The following is a 14,468-nucleotide window of genomic DNA, read 5'->3' as shown; positions in this document are numbered from 1 at the left end:
AATGAATCTCAAGAATTCGAATGGTAGACGACACAGAGTAGTATCGCTAATTCAGTGTTTCGTAGCTCGTCGTGCCGAACATCGGGCTCGAAATCCGTCCACAGGTGGCAGCAATGAGTGACGCAGTTTGCCCGACCTGTGATCGTGACTTCTCCTCAGAGCGAGGGATGCGTGTCCACCACAGTCAGGTCCACGGAGAAACGCTTCCGAATCGAGAGTGTAGCCACTGCGGAATGGAGTTCCACTCCGAACACGAGAAGGTCTACTGTAGCCCTGAGTGCAGAGACGCTGCGGTCTCGTTTGCGGGTGCCGATAACCCCAACTACGAGGGCAAATTGGAGACGGCGACGTGTCGACGGTGCTCGACCGAGTTCGAATACTATCCGTCGGAGAAGGAAGGGAAGTACTGTTCTGAGTGCGTTGAATCCGGCCAATGGCAATCGGCGCCTGAGGTCACTGCGGAGGCGAATGGACAGTGGAACGGTGGCAAAGAACGCGTTCCCTGTGCCGTCTGTGAGACGACAGTCGAACGGTGGCCGAGTGAAATCAGTGATACGGTCCTCTGTAGTGAAGCATGCCGAAGTGAGTGGCTTTCCGAGGCGTTTCGCGGCTCCGGTCACCCGAACTGGAAAGGCGGCGGCAACGTCGAGTACGGGCCGGGCTGGCACTCGGTACGCGAGGCGGCACTCGAACGCGACGAGTATTCGTGCCAGGTCTGTGGTGCCACTCACGATGAACTCGGCCGCAATCCCGATGTCCATCATATCACGCCGGTTCGATGGTTCGTGACCTCCAACGACCACGAACTCACCGACGCTCACCAACTCTCGAACGTGATTGCCCTCTGCAATAGTTGCCACCGAAAAGCCGAGTTCGACACGATCGAGGAGGACGTACTCCGCTCCAAGATCGCTAACTCTGGCACCGCTTAAAACATATCAGAGATGTTTTCATTTAGTTAGCATCCGGAACACTATCGCCTCTATGGACGCATCTGGGTGTTTTAGAAGTGTAAGATATCTGAAAAGTCCGGGTGCGAGAATCGAACCCGCGTCTCAGCCTCCACAAGGCTGAAGGATAACCACTACCCCAACCCGGACACGCTTCGTTGAGGCATATCGGGATAACCGGGTAGAATTGAAATACGTTACGACTCCCGGGTCCGACTGAGAACGGTGGTCACGGTCGGGAGTCGAAACTGCAGATCCGTGTGGAGGTGTCGTCGACCGAAGGTCCGGGCCTACGGCGTGGCTTCGACCGCGTAGTCGGACTGGATCCAGGCCTGTTCGTTCTCGGTGTCGTGGACGAGGGTCATCTGTTCGCCGCCGTCGCCGTACTGGGTGGTGATGTAGCGCTGTTCGGTGGCGTCCGTGCGGGTCGTGTCGGGCTCGTGCATCTCTCGATTGTAGGAACGACCTACGTGGGGGTAAGGATCGTTGCTATGTCTGTTGCACCCCCCCTGTCGATCGACGCTATGAGTGTAGCCCCCCGGGCAGATCGCGAGCGGTGTTGGCCCGACGTTACCACGCGCGGATCTTCGCTCACGAGTCCGAAGGGCAGCCCCCTTGGGCGTAACAGAGACTTACCACACAGGCTTACCCAGTCGGGTGCTGTCCTGCGTGGTAGAAGTCGCATGTGCCCGGACGACCGCGGCCGGACAGACGCCGGCGACGACCGCTCGGGGAGTCACCTGACCGCCGACGAGCAGGTCGACGCCCTGCGCGCGCTGGGCAACGAACACCGCCTGGCGATCCTGCTCGCGCTGGGCGACCGCGAGGTGGCGACCCAAACCAATGGCCTCGAACTCCCGTTCTCGGAACTGTACGACGCCGTCCCCGTCGAGAACACGTCGCAGTTCTCCTATCACCTCTCGAAGCTCGTCGGGCCGTTCGTCGCCGAGACCGACGCGGGGTATCGCCTCACCTACGCTGGCGACAAGATCGTCCGGGCCGTCCGGTCGGGACTGTACGAGACGACACCGTCGTTCGACCCGATCGCAGTCGCCGGCGCCTGCGTCGTCTGCGGCACGAGCGACCTGGGGGCGCGTCTCGACGACGAGCGGTTCGTCGTCAGCTGTCGCGCCTGCGACCGGACGCTGCTCTCGGACTCGTTCCCGCGGAGCCAGGCGAGCGAGCGCTCGCCCGACGAGGTCGTCGCGAGCTTCGGCTATCGGATCTGGAGCACCTACGTCCTGATCCGTGGCGACGTGTGCCCGGAGTGTTTCGGGCGAGTCGACCGACGCGTCGACGCCCACGAGAGCCACGAGACACCCGGCGACGCGGGCCAGTACACCTTCGCCGCTATCTGTCGGACCTGCGACTTTACGATCCACCTCCCGATCGAAGTCCCGGCGGTCTTTCACCCGCGGGCGAGTGCCTTCCTCTGGGACCACGAGATCCCACTGCCCGAGACGCCCCTGTGGGAGCTGTTCGGACTGTTCGTCTCCGAGGAATGGACGACCGACGTGCGTTCGGCCGACCCGGTCGACGCCCGCTTCGAGCTCGACTTCGAGGGCGACACGCTCGCGCTCGCGATGGACGACTCGTTCGCCGTCACGCCGGTCGACGATTTCGAGCCGCCCTGACAACCCCACAATACTCCCGGCGTACGGCGTCGTCACGGGCTGATACCGCTCAAATATCTTTGAGTAAGCGATCCGTTATATGTAAATAATTCAATAATACTTATCGTACCCGGTAGTAGAGTAGTGGTGTGAACGGGACAACGAGCGCGGGCGACACGACGGGTGCGGAGGGCGGAGACCGATGACGGCGATCGAACTCGACGGGCTGACCAAGCGCTACGGCGACGTGCTGGCGGTCGACGGGCTCGACCTCGAAGTACAGGAGGGTGAGATATTCGGATTTTTAGGGCCGAACGGCGCGGGGAAGTCGACGACGATCGACATCCTACTCGATTTCGTGCGGCCCACGTCGGGGTCGGCGACGGTCATGGGACTGGACGCCCAGGCCGACAGCCTGCGGGTTCGAGAGCGGATCGGCGTGCTCCCCGATGCGTTCCACGTCTACGACCGGCTGACTGGGCGCCAGCACCTCCAGTTCGTCGTCGACTCGAAGGACCTCGACGGCGCGGACATCGACGATGTCATGGAGCGGGTGTCGATCGCCGAGGCGGCCGACCGGAAGGCCGGCGGCTACTCCAAGGGGATGCGCCAGCGGCTCGTCCTCGCGATGGCGTTGCTGGGCGACCCCGATCTGTTGATCCTCGACGAACCGTCGACCGGGCTGGACCCCAACGGCGCCCGCCAGATGCGGGAGATCATCCGGGCGGAGAACGAGCGCGGGACGACCGTCTTCTTCTCCAGTCACATCATGGAGCAGGTCGAGGCCATCTGCGACCGCGTGGCGATCATCAATCGCGGCCGTCTCGTCGCCGTCGACTCCATCGACGGCCTGCGCGGCCAGACCGAGACGGTCACCACGCTCACCATCGACGTCGGCGGCGCCGACGCCGAAGACGCCGAGGCGATCCGCAACCGCATCTACGTCACGAGCGCGGCCCTGGAGGGCGACCGACTCGAAGTGACGCTGACTCGCGACGGCTCGAAGTTCGAGATCCTGAAGGCCCTCGACGAGCGCGGCGTCGAGATCCGCGACTTCGCGATCGACGAGTCCTCGCTGGAGGATCTCTTCGCCGAGTACACGACCGAGAAACAGGAGGTGCCACAGTGACGCCCGTCCGCCCGCGGGTCGCCGACTGCATCCTGGAGGCGAGTCGATGAGTACCCTCGCCGTCGCGAAGAAGGACTTTCGCGACGCCGTCCAGTCGCGGGCGCTGTGGGCGCTGCTGGCCGTCTTCGTCGTCCTCTCGCTGACGCTCACCTACTCCTACGTCGAGTTGCCCCAGCTGGTCAGCCCGGGCGCCGAGCCGTCGGTCGGCGGGCTGGTCTTCTTCACGGCGGGGATCGTCAGCCTGTTCGTCTCGCTGACGGCCATCGTCGTCTGCTACAAAGCGATCGCCGGCGAGCGGGAGATCGGGAGCGTCAAACTCCTGCTCGCGCTGCCCCACCGGCGACGGGACGTACTCTTCGGCAAGCTCCTCGGGCGTATGGCCGTCCTCTCGCTGGCGCTGGCGATCGGCCTGGCCGTCGGCTTCGGCTTCGCCTTCGCCATGTTGGGGTCGCTCGACGTGGTGACCGTCGGCCTCTTCCTGGTCGCGACGCTGCTGTTCACCGCGGTGTACGTCTCGGTCGTCGTCGGCATCTCGGCGACGACGGGGTCGACCTCGCGGGCGACGACGCTCGCCATCGGTTTTTTCGTCGTCTTCGAGTTCCTCTGGGACGTCGTGCCGATCGGCGTCGTCTACGTCGCCAACGGCTTCGCGCTCCCACAGCAGATGCCCGACTGGACGTTCCTCGTCATGCAGGTACCGCCGTCGACGGCCTACACCGCCGTCCTCACCGCCCTGTTGCCCGACGTGGCCGCCTCGCTCCCCACGCAGACGTTCGCCGGCGCGGGCATCGACGCCTTCTACGCCGTCCCCGAGATCGGCTTCGTCGTCCTCGCGGTCTGGCTGGTCGTCCCACTCGCGGTCGGCTACGCCCGCTTCAGTAGCGCAGACCTGTGAGCGGCCTCGGCGATCAGGACTCCGATCGACTCGCCGATCAGTCTCGCTCGCGATAGTTCTCGACGGTGAGGCCGTCGACGTGCTCGAACCCTCTGTCTGCGGTGACGACAGGTACGTCCAGTGAGCGGGCGGCACCGGCGATCATCATGTCCGGATGCTGGAGTCGCCGGCCGTCGGCTTCCAGCTCTCGCCGGATACGCGCCCCTTCCAGCGCGTGACGTCGGTCGAACTCCAGATGCTCCACCCACGGGAGATCGTCGTCGACGAGGACCGGATCTCGTCCCTCTCTGACTGCACCGTGATAGAGCTCGTAGAACCCCACAGACGTGAGCACGAGACCCTCGTCTCTGTTGGTGAGCCGGAACTCCCGCGCCGCGTCGCGACCCCGAAGGAAGTCTGCGCAGTAACTGCTGTCGAGAATTTTCACTGCTCGGACTCCAGGTCCTCGTCCATCTCCGTTTTGACTTCGCGGACCGACTCGTCGATGGTCGTGTCGCTCCACGCACCGAACCCGGCCAACGGGTCGTCGTCCACCAGCTCGCGCTCGATGACGGCGTCGAAGCTCTCGTCGCCCCGCTTTCGCGCCCGGAGCTTTCGCCACGTCTCCTCCGAGACCCGGATCGTCTTGTCGGCCATGTACACATCCGTGTATACACCGGCGATGCTTCCGTCTTTCGTCCGAGACGCTTTTGCTCTCGCGGCCGCTCCGATCGAACAACCGTGGCCATCACGGACAAGATCTACATCAAGAACCACCAGCAGATCGCCTCCCAGCTAGAGACCTCCTTCCCCAAGGGGGCGTTCAAAGGGGCGACGCTGGACATGCTCTTCCAGGGGGAGAACCTCGCGAAACTCGACGACACCACTCAGGACCGCGTGCTCGATTTCGCCACCGACTTCATGGATTGTGACTGCCAGGCCAACCCCCACTGTGGCCACCCCGAAGAGAAGTTCGTCCGCTATCTCCTCGAACTCCGCGCCCAGGGGCTGGGTCCCGATGCCATCGTCGACGTGATGGGCGACGACTACATGCTCTACGCCTACCCTGGCGACGTGCTCTCCTTTCTCGACGGCGCCGTCCGCACGCTCGAAGCCGTCGAGACGCTCGCCGACGTGGACGGTCGCTCCGACGCCGCGAGCGAGGCTCGTCGCAAGCGCGAAGAACTACTGTAGCAGTCTCGGGAATCCACTCTAATCGGGCCCTTCCGGACTACGATATACCCGTCTCGCGAGGCTGTGATGAGACCACTCACCCGTGCTGGACCGGGTCAGAATCGCCGTGACTGGCGGCTTCGGAGTCGGACAGCGGCACTGCGTCGACGTTGCCGAAGACGAATCGCGCGCCGTCGGCGTATCCGTCGTCGTGCTCGACGGTCCAGCCGTGGGACTCGGCCATGGCCTGGACGATCGAAAGACCGAGACCGGTTCCCTCCTCGCTGGTGGTGTAGCCGTACTCGAAGAGACTGTCACGGTGCTCCGCCGGGATTCCAGGGCCGTCGTCGGCGACAGCGAAGCCATCGGAGGTCGCTTCCACAGTCACGTGGACGTCGTTCGGACCGTGGTCGAGGGCGTTCCGGAAGAGATTCTCCAAAATCGAAAGGAGCTTCGAGCGGTCAGCCTGGAGACGCCGGTCGGCGGCGATGGTCAGGGTGGTGTCTTCCGTCTCGACGTTGTGCCATGCGTCGCGGGCTGCGGCCACCAGCGAGACCTGCCGAGTCTCGTCGACAGTCTTGCCCTCGCGGGCGATGGTGAGGATATCTGCGATAATCGCCTCCATCCGGTCGTGGCTGGTCCGGATCCGGTGGAGGTGTTCGATCGCGGTCTCGGCGTCACCTGCGTCGAGCCCGTCTTCGTCGATCAGACTCTCGACGAGCTCGGCGTAGCCGTCGGCGACATTGATGGGATTGCGGAGGTCGTGTGAGATCGTCGAGGCGACCTGATCGAGGCGTTCGTTCTGTTTCTCGAGCCGCCAACGGGATCGTTCGAGCTCCGTGACGTCTCCGAGAAGAATCGACACCCAGTTTGCGCTCTCGTCGTCACCGCCGACAGTCGACAGGTTGACCGAGAAGTGACGCTCGGTCCCGTCGACTGTGAACGTGATCTGGTCGGCGAGTTCGTCTCGGTCTCCCTTCACCGCGAGGTCCCACGTCTCGTCGTCGAGCCACATCGCGTCTACCAGGTCGGGACAGGCGTCCGCGATCGGTTCGCCGACGGCGTCGGGCAGAAGTGGCCACAGGCGGGTGCTCGCCTGGTTGAAATCCGCGACGGCGCGGTCCCCGTCGAGGACGATGACGGGGTCGTCGAGACCTTCGACGACAGCGGTACGGGCGACGGGTTGAACCCGCAGGAAGTCGTACCGGAACAGCGCCAGTGAGGTGAACAGGATGAACGGAATCGTCGCGTAGACGCCGTGATAGAAGTGTTCCGCGGGGAACAGCCCGAGGTTGCTCGCGGTGGCGATGAGCATGACGCTGAACGTCCCGGCCATCAGGAGACCGAGCTGTTTCGTGGCACGTTTCGAGGTCGACAGGAGATATATGGACAGCCTGTAGAGGTTGTAGAAGCCGACGAGATACGACAGCACCGCGACGAAGAGAAGGCCCGGCCCGGGTTTGTGCGCCAGGTATCGGAACGGCTCGGTCTCGATCCAGTAGTCGGTAACCCAGAGGTCTACGATTGGTCGAACGAGGACGAACACGAAGTAGCTGACCGGAACTGTCACCAGGGCGAGCTTGACGACCGGACGCCGGTGGTACTCGGTCTCCGTGTACTTCCCCGCGAAAACGGCGAAGGCCACGTAGGAGAGCAACCCGAAGAAGCCACCCACCGTCGAGAGGACGGTCTTCACTTCGAGCCAGGGAACGAGCAACTGAGCGGACGCGCACAGCGCGTACGCGCCGCCGATCGCGAGCATCGCTACGAACCACTTCGCACCGCGCTTGTCCCAGTGATCCCGATAGATCCAGTACCCGAGAAGCACGTGTAGAACCGTCGCAAATAGCAAGAGCGAGTGGTATGCCCAGACAACCGACGAACTGCCAGCCATATGACTGGCTACCCTTACAGAGACATATTAAATGTCTCCGCTCGCTCTCATCGCCGATAATTGAACGACGGAACTCGTGACAGTGGTCGCGAGGCGAATCCCCGGAGATTTCGTCGCGGGATGAAGCCTACTGTGCTGACTGTCACTGAGGACGGGAACAGCGGGGTGGTCTGTGCCCGAGGTCGGCTTCAGCTCGTAGAACGGCCGGTAGGCGCCGAGGTGGTTGGCGACCATCGTGTACTCCAGCGAGCGCGCTCGCCACAGCTTCGTCGGGATCGGCGACCCACTCCGCGAGCGCCCGCTCGGCCACGTCGACGTCCACGAGCGTGCTGTGCGAATCGAACAGGAGTGTCGACACGCGCTCTGTGTCGAACGACATACGATACCACATCACGCTCGCGAAGAACATAACGGCTCGGCTGGCGGGTGTCGTACGCGAGCGCCAGTGACGGGAAACGGAGAGAACGTGGGTGAAGAGAACGCGAGAAGCGGAGTGAGAACGGCCGCGCTAGATCGACTCTTCGAAGTTGCCGAGGCGATAGGAGGCTTCCTCGTCGTCCTCGCTGCCGTCGAGGTCTTCGAGCTGGACGACGTCTTCCTTGTCCTGCTCGTCGAGCTGCTGGCGGAGTTTCGTCACGTAGCGCTTGTGCTCTTCGAGCTGTTCGCGGAGGTGTTCCGCTTCGAGTTCGAGGCGCTCGTGCTCGCGGACGAAGCTCTTTGGCACCTCGACCTTCGGCGGGAAGCTCTCCGTGTCGCTGGTCGAGGCGTTGGACTCGTTGAGCTGGTGTTCCGGTACCACCTCCACCTGCCCGTCGTGGGCGACGAGCATGTCGACGTAGTCCCTGAACACCGCCGACAGCGAGAGATCTCGCTCGTCGGCGATCTCGCGGAGCGTCTCGAACTTGTCCTCGCTCACGCGAAAGGAGATCGTCTTGTTCTTACTCATTACTCCTCACTCGTTTCCCGCCCCACTTAATCGTTTGTCAGACGCTGGCACGAGTCCGTGCTCGGCTGAAAGAAACCGTCTCGGACTCGCTACGGACCGATACGCGGGCTCGGCTCGGCATCATCTCTGATACGTGGAGTCGTCGAACGCCCGATTGCGAGCGTCGATCGACGGCTTTCACCGGGCCGTCGTGTTCTCTCGAACGGGTCGAAGAGTCGCTACCGCGGCCCGCCGGTCAGGCGTCGGGCTCGGCGGCGACCGCCTCGTCGTCTTCGAGGCTCTCCAGCGCCTCGACGACCTGGCGGCGGTAGTCCTCGATCGGGAGGTCGTACTCCTCGGCGGCCATCGCGACGTACTCGTCGACGGCGGCGTCGCCGTCCTCGCCGGTTTCGTCCTTGTAGCGGCCGATCCGGTCGAGCGTGCGCTCGGCGGTCTCGACGACCCACCGATCGCGGGTCGCCGCGTCGACCTCGGTGATCGACTCCGGTCGGATGGAGACGTTCACCTCGCCGTCGTCGGTCTCGTAGGTGCGTGGCTTGCCGACGACCGAGATGTACGCCGGCGGCTCCAGCTCCCGCAGCATCGAGGCCGCGTCGGGCTGGTACTGGCCCGCGTACATGTAGTAGCGGTCGCCGTTGGGGTCGATGACCTGCCCCTGCCAGTACTCGCTGTCGTCGCCCACGTCCTCGGTCTCCATGAGCGTCCCGACGAGGAACACGCGGTTGGCCCGCTCGCCCGTCGGGAGCAACAGATAGACGGGGGCTCGCTCGTCGTCGCTCTCTTTGAACGTGTAGGTCGCGTCGTTGAACTCGCCCGCGAACACGCGGCGGGCGACCTCTCGAGTGGGTGTCGTCGCCATCTAGATCGACCTCGCTTTGATCAGCACGGCCTCTGCATCCGTCGGATCGGAGAGTCGCTCGACCTCGTCGACCAGCACGTACCGACGGAAAGTCGGCCCGGTGACGCGGTAGTACTTCCCCAGCAGGTCCGCGCGCATCTCGTCGGCCACCACGGAGGTGTCCAGCGCGTCCATCGCCATCTCCTGGGCCTCCTCCAGCGTGATGCCGGTGAGGTTCTCGGTGGCCTCCTGGTTGAAGAGGATCTCGTGGACCTCCTCGCCGTCGTCGAGCACGCCCTTGATCCGGAGGTCGAACTCGCCTTCGACCTCGCCGTGCTCGTTGCAGCGCCCGTTCTGGAGGACGCGCGTGCACTCGTCCTCGGGACAGCGCTTGATCAGTCCGGACCCGGACTGGATGTCGACTAAGGCCCCCTCGACGCTCACGTCGTCGTCGCCGACCTCGATCTCCTCGTCGAGTTCCTCGATCACCGTGGTGCGATTGAGCTTCACCGAGAACCGCCCCTCGTACTCGTCGGTGACGACGTTCCGCAGGTCGTAGACCGTCCCCTCCTCCAGCTCGGGCAGGTCGGATTTCGACCACTTGGTGAACTTGATCGTGCCCGTCTCGTCGCCGAACAGGCCGACCTGTGCCACGGCGTCGGAGTTGGCCTCCCACAGCTCCGTGACCTCGCCCTTGATGTCGACCCACTCCTCGGGCGCGTCGACGTCGGCGACCTGCACCCGGTCGTTGCCCGAGCCGCCACCGCCCAGTTCGTCGCGCTCCATGCCCGCCTCGTCGAGGTAGGTGTTGGTGACGCTCCGACGGGCCTCCGAGAGGGGGACCTTGTACTCGTTGACCAGCGTGTCGAGACGCTCCTCCACGTCGTCGACGGAAATCTCCAGCTGGTCTTCGAACTGTTCGTGTATCTCTGTCGCCTGTGTACGCAAATCCGTCATCTGTGTCGTTCCTGTCTCCGCGTTGTTTTCGATGGGAGACATCCGTCACTTGGTCGCCCCCGTACATAAACGCTCGCACGGCGGAGTGGAAGTGAAACGTTGCGCCAGAGCACCTAAGAGTCGGATATTCTCGGCGTCTGGCCGGCGGAGCACGGGCGTCGTGCCGCGATTACCGACGAGTGCGTCGGGCGGTCGGGACCCTCGAAACTGGCGGCGAGCAACGGCCGCCGAACCGCCGAAGGGATCCGCCGTGGTATCCGGCGTACCGAGCGGAAACCTCGTACGTATGTTTCGACTATCGGTTCAGCTATCCGAAGCCTCCGGAAACCAAAGAGTCTTGAAACTCACTCACATGGGACGGGTATGGTAGACACGGTCAGGATCGGCGTCACGGGGCTCGGCGGTCTCGGGACGCCGCTCGCGCGCGAAATCGATGCCGTCGCCGACGCCGAGGTCGTGGCGGTCGCGGACGTGAGCGACGAGGCCCGGCGGAGCGGGGCCGAGGAGTTCGGCGTGCCCGACGACCAGCGCTACGAGTCACACGAGGCGATGCTCGACGGCGCGGACCTCGACGGGGTCGCGATCGCCACGCCCCACGCACTGCACCACGAGCAGGTCGTCGCCGCGCTCGAACGAGAGATCGACACCCTCTGTGAGAAACCGCTGTGTGTCGACCTCGACCACGCGCGCGACCTCGTCGACCGCAGCGAGGCCAGCGACGCCGCGCTGATGGTCGGCTACCAGCGCCACCTCTCGCCGGCGTTCCAGCGGGCACGCGAGGCGCTCGACGAACGGGTCGGCGACCCGCAGTTCCTCAGCGCGTCGATCACCCAGAACTGGATCACCCACCAGCGGGGCACCTGGCGGGCCAACCCCGACCTCTCCGGGGGCGGGCAGCTCTACGACACCGGGAGCCACGTCCTCGACGCGCTGCTGTGGACGACCGGACTCACCCCCGTCTCGGTCAGCGCCCAGATGCGCTTCGACGACGAGGCCGAGCGGGTGGACGTCCAGGCCGCGCTGGACGTCGCGTTCGAGAACGGCGCGGTCGCCAGTGTCGGCGTCTCCGGCGACTCGCCGGTCGTGCGCGAGCACCTCGACGTCTGGGGCGAGCAGGGCGGGTTCCGCGTGCGCGGGAGCGACTGGGGCGAGCGCGACCTCGATTTCGTCGACGACGAGAATAACGCGCACGCCCCCGAACACGAGGGGGAGAGCCGCAACAAGGGCACGGCCTTCGTCGACGTGATCCGCGACGGCGCGGAACCGCCGGCCACGGCCCGCGACGCCCTGAAAGTCACCGCCGTCACCGAAGCGGCCTACGAGTCCGCCCGGACCGGGCGCCGCGTCGACGTCGACCTCCGGACCGAACCGCGGGTCGAGGCGGACTGACCCGCACCCATCGGGGCGTTCGCGGCAGCTTTTTATCGCCACAGCGTGGCGTCGGAGAACGAGCACGGATGGTCGAGGCGGTGATCTTCGACTTCGGGGGAACGCTCTTTCACGGCGACGACGCGGTCGGCCGCGCGGTCGACGCGCGCTATCGGGAGATGTGCGACCGAGGCTACGAGATCGACCGCGAGACCTTCGACGACCTGACGGCACGAACGGGCGAACGGTTCGCCGACCGCTATCACGGCGACTATCGACGCTTCGAACTCGGCCGCTACACCGAACTGTTCTTCGAGGTTTGGGACCGCGACGCGCCCCAGGAAGATATCGAAGCCCTCGACCGGGTGTTCTGGGAGACTCGCCTCGACGCCGAATCACCGGACGAGGACGCCGAATCGGTCCTGGGACACTGTTGTGACCGCGATCTGTTCGTCGGCGCCATCACCAACGGCAACGAATTGATGACCGACCGGCGACTCGAATCGCTGGACGTCGACGACGCCTTCGACCTCGTGCTGACCTCGGCCGCGGTCGAGGCCGAGAAGTCGACGGTCGAGCCGTTCGAGGCGTTTCTCGACCGGACGGGTCTCGACGGCGAGGACTGTCTGATGGTCGGCGACCGGGTCGACGAGGACACGTGGGCGTCCGAGGTCGGGATGACGACCGTCCAAGTCACGGCCCACGCGACCCCGCCCGTCGGCGAGGTGTGTGAGCCGGACTACGTCGTCGAGACGCTCGGCGAGGTCGAAGCGGTGATCGACGATCTGGGCTGAGCGGTAGTCCTCGTCCACCCCCGATCCCGCCGAACGCCGACGGGGCTAAGGGCCACGCCGCCTAACCGGCGACCAGATGGCAGACGACCGTATCGAGCGCGTCCTCCGGCAGAAGCTCCGGTCGGCGGGCCGCCAGATCGGCGAGGCCAAGCGCGCCTACAGACACGCCCGCCGCTCCGCGGAGGCCGACCTCCCCCACGGCGACGACGGGCGCGCGCGGATCGTCTGCCGCCGGCACGCCGAGCGCCGCGCGGTCGAACTCGACCCCGAGCACCGCCCGGGCTGTTTCGACCCCCAATCGCAGGACTGCCAGGGCTGTGTCGAGGACATCCGCTCGGGCGACATCGAGACGTGGTGAGCGGCGCTCGTCGACCGTGGGCTTTCGACGGACACTTGACATTCCGATTCGAGACGACGGTATGGCGCTGCGCGCCGAGTACGAGATCGGCTGTACGGCCCTCCCGCTGGTCGACGTGGCCGCGGCGGTCCCCGACGCCGACATCGACCTCGCGATCAGTCCGGGCATGAACGAGCGGCCGCGTTTCACCGTCCGTGTGGTCGGGAGCGACGAGACCGTCGCGGCGGTCGAGGTCGAGTTCGAGCGCACGCCGTTCGTCGGGGAGTACACGCTGGTCACTCGCGAAGGTGAGGCGAGCAGATACACGATTCTCCCGGGGACGAGTATGGCCGAACAACTCGGGGACGACCTCGACGACCTGGACGACCTTCGGGCGCTCTACGAGACGCCCACGCACATCGAGCGCATCCGCGCGACCCCGACCGGATGGGTGCAGACGAGCCGATTCGCGGACCGCGGCGCGTTCGACGAACTGCGGGAGTTCTGGCAGCGAAACGTTCCCTTCCGTCTCCGCAAGCTCACCCGCGTCGGCGACGATGCCGAGAACCGGTTCGGTTCCGGCCCGGACTCCGACAACGACGACGGCCTCACCGACGCCCAGCGCGAGGCGGTCCGGACCGCCCACCGGCTGGGCTACTTCGAGATCCCCCGCACTGCCACGCTCGACGACGTGGCCGCGGAACTCGACATTTCGGCGTCGTCGCTGTCGGAACGGCTCCGGCGCGCCCAGACCCATCTGGTCGAGGCCCACGTCGAAGAGCGACCGCGGCCCGTCGATCCGTTCTGATCTCGAACCGCCTCGTCTCGCTCCCACGACCCCCCGAACCGGCCGTTCAGTACTCGATGGACACGTCCCCGGAGAGGTACGCGACGCTCTGATCGACGATCCGGCGCGCGAACGCGTCGGTCACGGATCCCTGCGGGTTCGCGACCGCGTCGTGTTCGACCGTCGCCAGAACCCACGGTGAGCAGAACGACGTTCGCTCGGGGTCGGACCCCACTACCCAGTCCTCGTCGGTGAGTTCGACGTTGTCCGGGAGGTCACTCAGCGTCAGTCCCGCGCAGACGTACTCCTCGCCGGCGTACGGGATGGCGTCGGCCGAGAGCACCAGCCACGGTCGCGGATCGCCTCCGGAGTTGTAGGGATCCGGTGCCCAGAACACGTCGCCGGCCGCGAACCGCTCACTCGTCACGGTGTTCACGGGAGTCGACGGCGTGGTCCCGCCAGGCCGCCATCCCGGGTGTCTCGTCGTCGGCTTCCCGACTCGCGAGCGCGGCGGCGGACTGGCTGGCGGCCTCGTCGACGCCGCGTTCGTGGTCGCTGACACGCCAGTAGTGTCCACGGTGGTCGACACGTCCCCCCTCGCGCAACCGAGCGAGCGTCGGTCCGACGGACCCCGCTTTCACCTCCGTCGCGTCCGCGATCTCGCTCTGGGTGTACGCCTTGTCCGGATTCTCCCGGAGAAAATCGAGGATCGCCGCCGCGTTCGTGCCCGGCGTCGGTCCGTCTCCGTCCCCGTCGGCACCCAGTTGCTCGAATCGATCCGTTCCGATCGGCATACCGGCGGTAGCGT

The 14,468-nt window shown here is 65.3% G+C and carries 18 protein-coding genes, 1 tRNA gene and 1 pseudogene; 9 read left to right on the top strand and 11 right to left on the bottom strand.

The window, feature by feature from the left end:
- Nucleotides 1-233 precede the first annotated feature (233 nt).
- On the top strand, nt 234-932 hold the full coding sequence (locus I7X12_RS12325) for an HNH endonuclease (protein ID WP_232342815.1): 699 nt from the start codon (nt 234-236) through the stop codon (nt 930-932).
- A 95-nt stretch (nt 933-1,027) separates the two neighbouring features.
- Here the strand turns inward: I7X12_RS12325 and I7X12_RS12320 are convergent.
- Both I7X12_RS12320 and I7X12_RS12315 read right to left on the bottom strand, forming a co-directional pair.
- Nucleotides 1,028-1,099: transfer RNA gene (locus I7X12_RS12320), tRNA-His, on the bottom strand.
- A gap of 141 nt (nt 1,100-1,240) precedes the next feature.
- Nucleotides 1,241-1,396: a hypothetical protein gene (locus I7X12_RS12315; protein ID WP_198060377.1), complete on the bottom strand. Its 156-nt coding sequence runs from the start codon at nt 1,394-1,396 to the stop codon at nt 1,241-1,243.
- Nucleotides 1,397-1,633: 237 nt separating this feature from the next.
- Here I7X12_RS12315 and I7X12_RS12310 point away from each other — a divergent pair, with 237 nt between their 5' ends.
- The 3 genes from I7X12_RS12310 to I7X12_RS12300 all read left to right on the top strand — a co-directional run bounded on the left by I7X12_RS12310 (nt 1,634) and on the right by I7X12_RS12300 (nt 4,587).
- On the top strand, nt 1,634-2,584 hold the full coding sequence (locus I7X12_RS12310; protein WP_198060376.1) for an ArsR/SmtB family transcription factor: 951 nt from the start codon (nt 1,634-1,636) through the stop codon (nt 2,582-2,584).
- 181 nt (nt 2,585-2,765) lie between these two features.
- On the top strand, nt 2,766-3,692 hold the full coding sequence (locus I7X12_RS12305) for an ABC transporter ATP-binding protein (RefSeq protein WP_198060375.1): 927 nt from the start codon (nt 2,766-2,768) through the stop codon (nt 3,690-3,692).
- A 46-nt stretch (nt 3,693-3,738) separates the two neighbouring features.
- On the top strand, nt 3,739-4,587 hold the full coding sequence (locus I7X12_RS12300; protein WP_198060374.1) for an ABC transporter permease subunit: 849 nt from the start codon (nt 3,739-3,741) through the stop codon (nt 4,585-4,587).
- A 37-nt stretch (nt 4,588-4,624) separates the two neighbouring features.
- Here the strand turns inward: I7X12_RS12300 and I7X12_RS12295 are convergent, their stop codons facing one another.
- Nucleotides 4,625-5,014, bottom strand: coding sequence for a PIN domain-containing protein (locus tag I7X12_RS12295; RefSeq protein WP_198060373.1), 390 nt, complete (start codon nt 5,012-5,014; stop codon nt 4,625-4,627).
- Nucleotides 5,011-5,223, bottom strand: coding sequence for an antitoxin VapB family protein (locus I7X12_RS12290; RefSeq protein WP_198060372.1), 213 nt, complete (start codon nt 5,221-5,223; stop codon nt 5,011-5,013). The genes I7X12_RS12295 and I7X12_RS12290 overlap by 4 nt, the downstream gene beginning before the upstream one ends.
- An 84-nt stretch (nt 5,224-5,307) precedes the next feature.
- Here I7X12_RS12290 and I7X12_RS12285 point away from each other — a divergent pair, with 84 nt between their 5' ends.
- Nucleotides 5,308-5,760 (top strand): DUF5814 domain-containing protein, encoded by a 453-nt coding sequence (locus I7X12_RS12285; protein ID WP_198060371.1) that lies wholly within the window; start codon nt 5,308-5,310, stop codon nt 5,758-5,760.
- 76 nt (nt 5,761-5,836) lie between these two features.
- On the opposite strand, the gene I7X12_RS12280 is transcribed toward I7X12_RS12285, so the two are convergent.
- The 5 genes and pseudogenes from I7X12_RS12280 to I7X12_RS12260 all read right to left on the bottom strand — a co-directional run bounded on the left by I7X12_RS12280 (nt 5,837) and on the right by I7X12_RS12260 (nt 10,374).
- Nucleotides 5,837-7,567: a sensor histidine kinase gene (locus I7X12_RS12280; protein ID WP_198060370.1), complete on the bottom strand. Its 1,731-nt coding sequence runs from the start codon at nt 7,565-7,567 to the stop codon at nt 5,837-5,839.
- A gap of 255 nt (nt 7,568-7,822) precedes the next feature.
- Nucleotides 7,823-8,012: pseudogene (locus I7X12_RS12275) on the bottom strand (haloacid dehalogenase type II); the annotation flags it as partial.
- Nucleotides 8,013-8,141: 129 nt separating this feature from the next.
- Complete coding sequence (locus I7X12_RS12270) at nt 8,142-8,579, bottom strand: CopG family transcriptional regulator (protein WP_198060369.1); 438 nt, start codon at nt 8,577-8,579, stop codon at nt 8,142-8,144.
- A 235-nt stretch (nt 8,580-8,814) separates the two neighbouring features.
- On the bottom strand, nt 8,815-9,438 hold the full coding sequence (locus I7X12_RS12265) for an RPA family protein (RefSeq protein WP_198060368.1): 624 nt from the start codon (nt 9,436-9,438) through the stop codon (nt 8,815-8,817).
- Nucleotides 9,439-10,374, bottom strand: coding sequence for a replication factor A (locus tag I7X12_RS12260; RefSeq protein ID WP_198063862.1), 936 nt, complete (start codon nt 10,372-10,374; stop codon nt 9,439-9,441).
- Between the two features lie 363 nt (nt 10,375-10,737).
- Here I7X12_RS12260 and I7X12_RS12255 point away from each other — a divergent pair, with 363 nt between their 5' ends.
- From I7X12_RS12255 to I7X12_RS12240, 4 genes are all read left to right on the top strand, one after another.
- Nucleotides 10,738-11,763 (top strand): Gfo/Idh/MocA family protein, encoded by a 1,026-nt coding sequence (locus tag I7X12_RS12255; protein ID WP_198060367.1) that lies wholly within the window; start codon nt 10,738-10,740, stop codon nt 11,761-11,763.
- 68 nt (nt 11,764-11,831) lie between these two features.
- Nucleotides 11,832-12,536: an HAD family hydrolase gene (locus tag I7X12_RS12250; protein ID WP_198060366.1), complete on the top strand. Its 705-nt coding sequence runs from the start codon at nt 11,832-11,834 to the stop codon at nt 12,534-12,536.
- A 76-nt stretch (nt 12,537-12,612) separates the two neighbouring features.
- Entirely contained in the window at nt 12,613-12,894 is a 282-nt protein-coding gene (locus I7X12_RS12245; RefSeq protein ID WP_198060365.1) for a DUF7091 family protein, read from the top strand.
- Nucleotides 12,895-12,955: 61 nt separating this feature from the next.
- Nucleotides 12,956-13,681 carry a helix-turn-helix domain-containing protein gene (locus I7X12_RS12240; RefSeq protein ID WP_198060364.1) on the top strand — a complete coding sequence of 242 codons (726 nt, stop codon included), beginning with the start codon at nt 12,956-12,958 and terminating at the stop codon, nt 13,679-13,681.
- A 46-nt stretch (nt 13,682-13,727) separates the two neighbouring features.
- On the opposite strand, the gene I7X12_RS12235 is transcribed toward I7X12_RS12240, so the two are convergent.
- Nucleotides 13,728-14,096: a type II toxin-antitoxin system PemK/MazF family toxin gene (locus I7X12_RS12235; RefSeq protein WP_232342813.1), complete on the bottom strand. Its 369-nt coding sequence runs from the start codon at nt 14,094-14,096 to the stop codon at nt 13,728-13,730.
- A complete protein-coding gene (locus I7X12_RS12230; RefSeq protein WP_198060363.1) occupies nt 14,077-14,454 on the bottom strand; it encodes a winged helix-turn-helix domain-containing protein in 378 nt (125 codons plus the stop codon). Before I7X12_RS12230 ends, I7X12_RS12235 begins: the two co-directional genes overlap by 20 nt.
- Nucleotides 14,455-14,468: the final 14 nt, after the last annotated feature.

Source organism: Halosimplex litoreum (assembly GCF_016065055.1).
GTDB classification, from domain to species: Archaea; Halobacteriota; Halobacteria; order Halobacteriales; family Haloarculaceae; genus Halosimplex; species Halosimplex litoreum.
Note: the sequence above shows the minus strand (reverse complement) of the source record. Positions and strands in the feature narration are given on the sequence as shown.

Excerpts from the sequence above, each read along its gene's own strand:
- I7X12_RS12305 (WP_198060375.1), top strand. The coding sequence starts at position 2,766 with ATGACGGCGATCGAACTCGACGGGCTGACCAAGCGCTACGGCGACGTG.
- I7X12_RS12325 (WP_232342815.1), top strand. The coding sequence starts at position 234 with ATGGAGTTCCACTCCGAACACGAGAAGGTCTACTGTAGCCCTGAGTGC.
- I7X12_RS12245 (WP_198060365.1), top strand. The coding sequence starts at position 12,613 with ATGGCAGACGACCGTATCGAGCGCGTCCTCCGGCAGAAGCTCCGGTCG.
- I7X12_RS12255 (WP_198060367.1), top strand. The coding sequence starts at position 10,738 with ATGGTAGACACGGTCAGGATCGGCGTCACGGGGCTCGGCGGTCTCGGG.
- I7X12_RS12290 (WP_198060372.1), bottom strand. The coding sequence starts at position 5,223 with ATGGCCGACAAGACGATCCGGGTCTCGGAGGAGACGTGGCGAAAGCTC.
- I7X12_RS12260 (WP_198063862.1), bottom strand. The coding sequence starts at position 10,374 with ATGACGGATTTGCGTACACAGGCGACAGAGATACACGAACAGTTCGAA.
- I7X12_RS12310 (WP_198060376.1), top strand. The coding sequence starts at position 1,634 with ATGTGCCCGGACGACCGCGGCCGGACAGACGCCGGCGACGACCGCTCG.
- I7X12_RS12315 (WP_198060377.1), bottom strand. The coding sequence starts at position 1,396 with ATGCACGAGCCCGACACGACCCGCACGGACGCCACCGAACAGCGCTAC.
- I7X12_RS12300 (WP_198060374.1), top strand. The coding sequence starts at position 3,739 with ATGAGTACCCTCGCCGTCGCGAAGAAGGACTTTCGCGACGCCGTCCAG.
- I7X12_RS12270 (WP_198060369.1), bottom strand. The coding sequence starts at position 8,579 with ATGAGTAAGAACAAGACGATCTCCTTTCGCGTGAGCGAGGACAAGTTC.
- I7X12_RS12265 (WP_198060368.1), bottom strand. The coding sequence starts at position 9,438 with ATGGCGACGACACCCACTCGAGAGGTCGCCCGCCGCGTGTTCGCGGGC.
- I7X12_RS12230 (WP_198060363.1), bottom strand. The coding sequence starts at position 14,454 with ATGCCGATCGGAACGGATCGATTCGAGCAACTGGGTGCCGACGGGGAC.
- I7X12_RS12240 (WP_198060364.1), top strand. The coding sequence starts at position 12,956 with ATGGCGCTGCGCGCCGAGTACGAGATCGGCTGTACGGCCCTCCCGCTG.
- I7X12_RS12250 (WP_198060366.1), top strand. The coding sequence starts at position 11,832 with ATGGTCGAGGCGGTGATCTTCGACTTCGGGGGAACGCTCTTTCACGGC.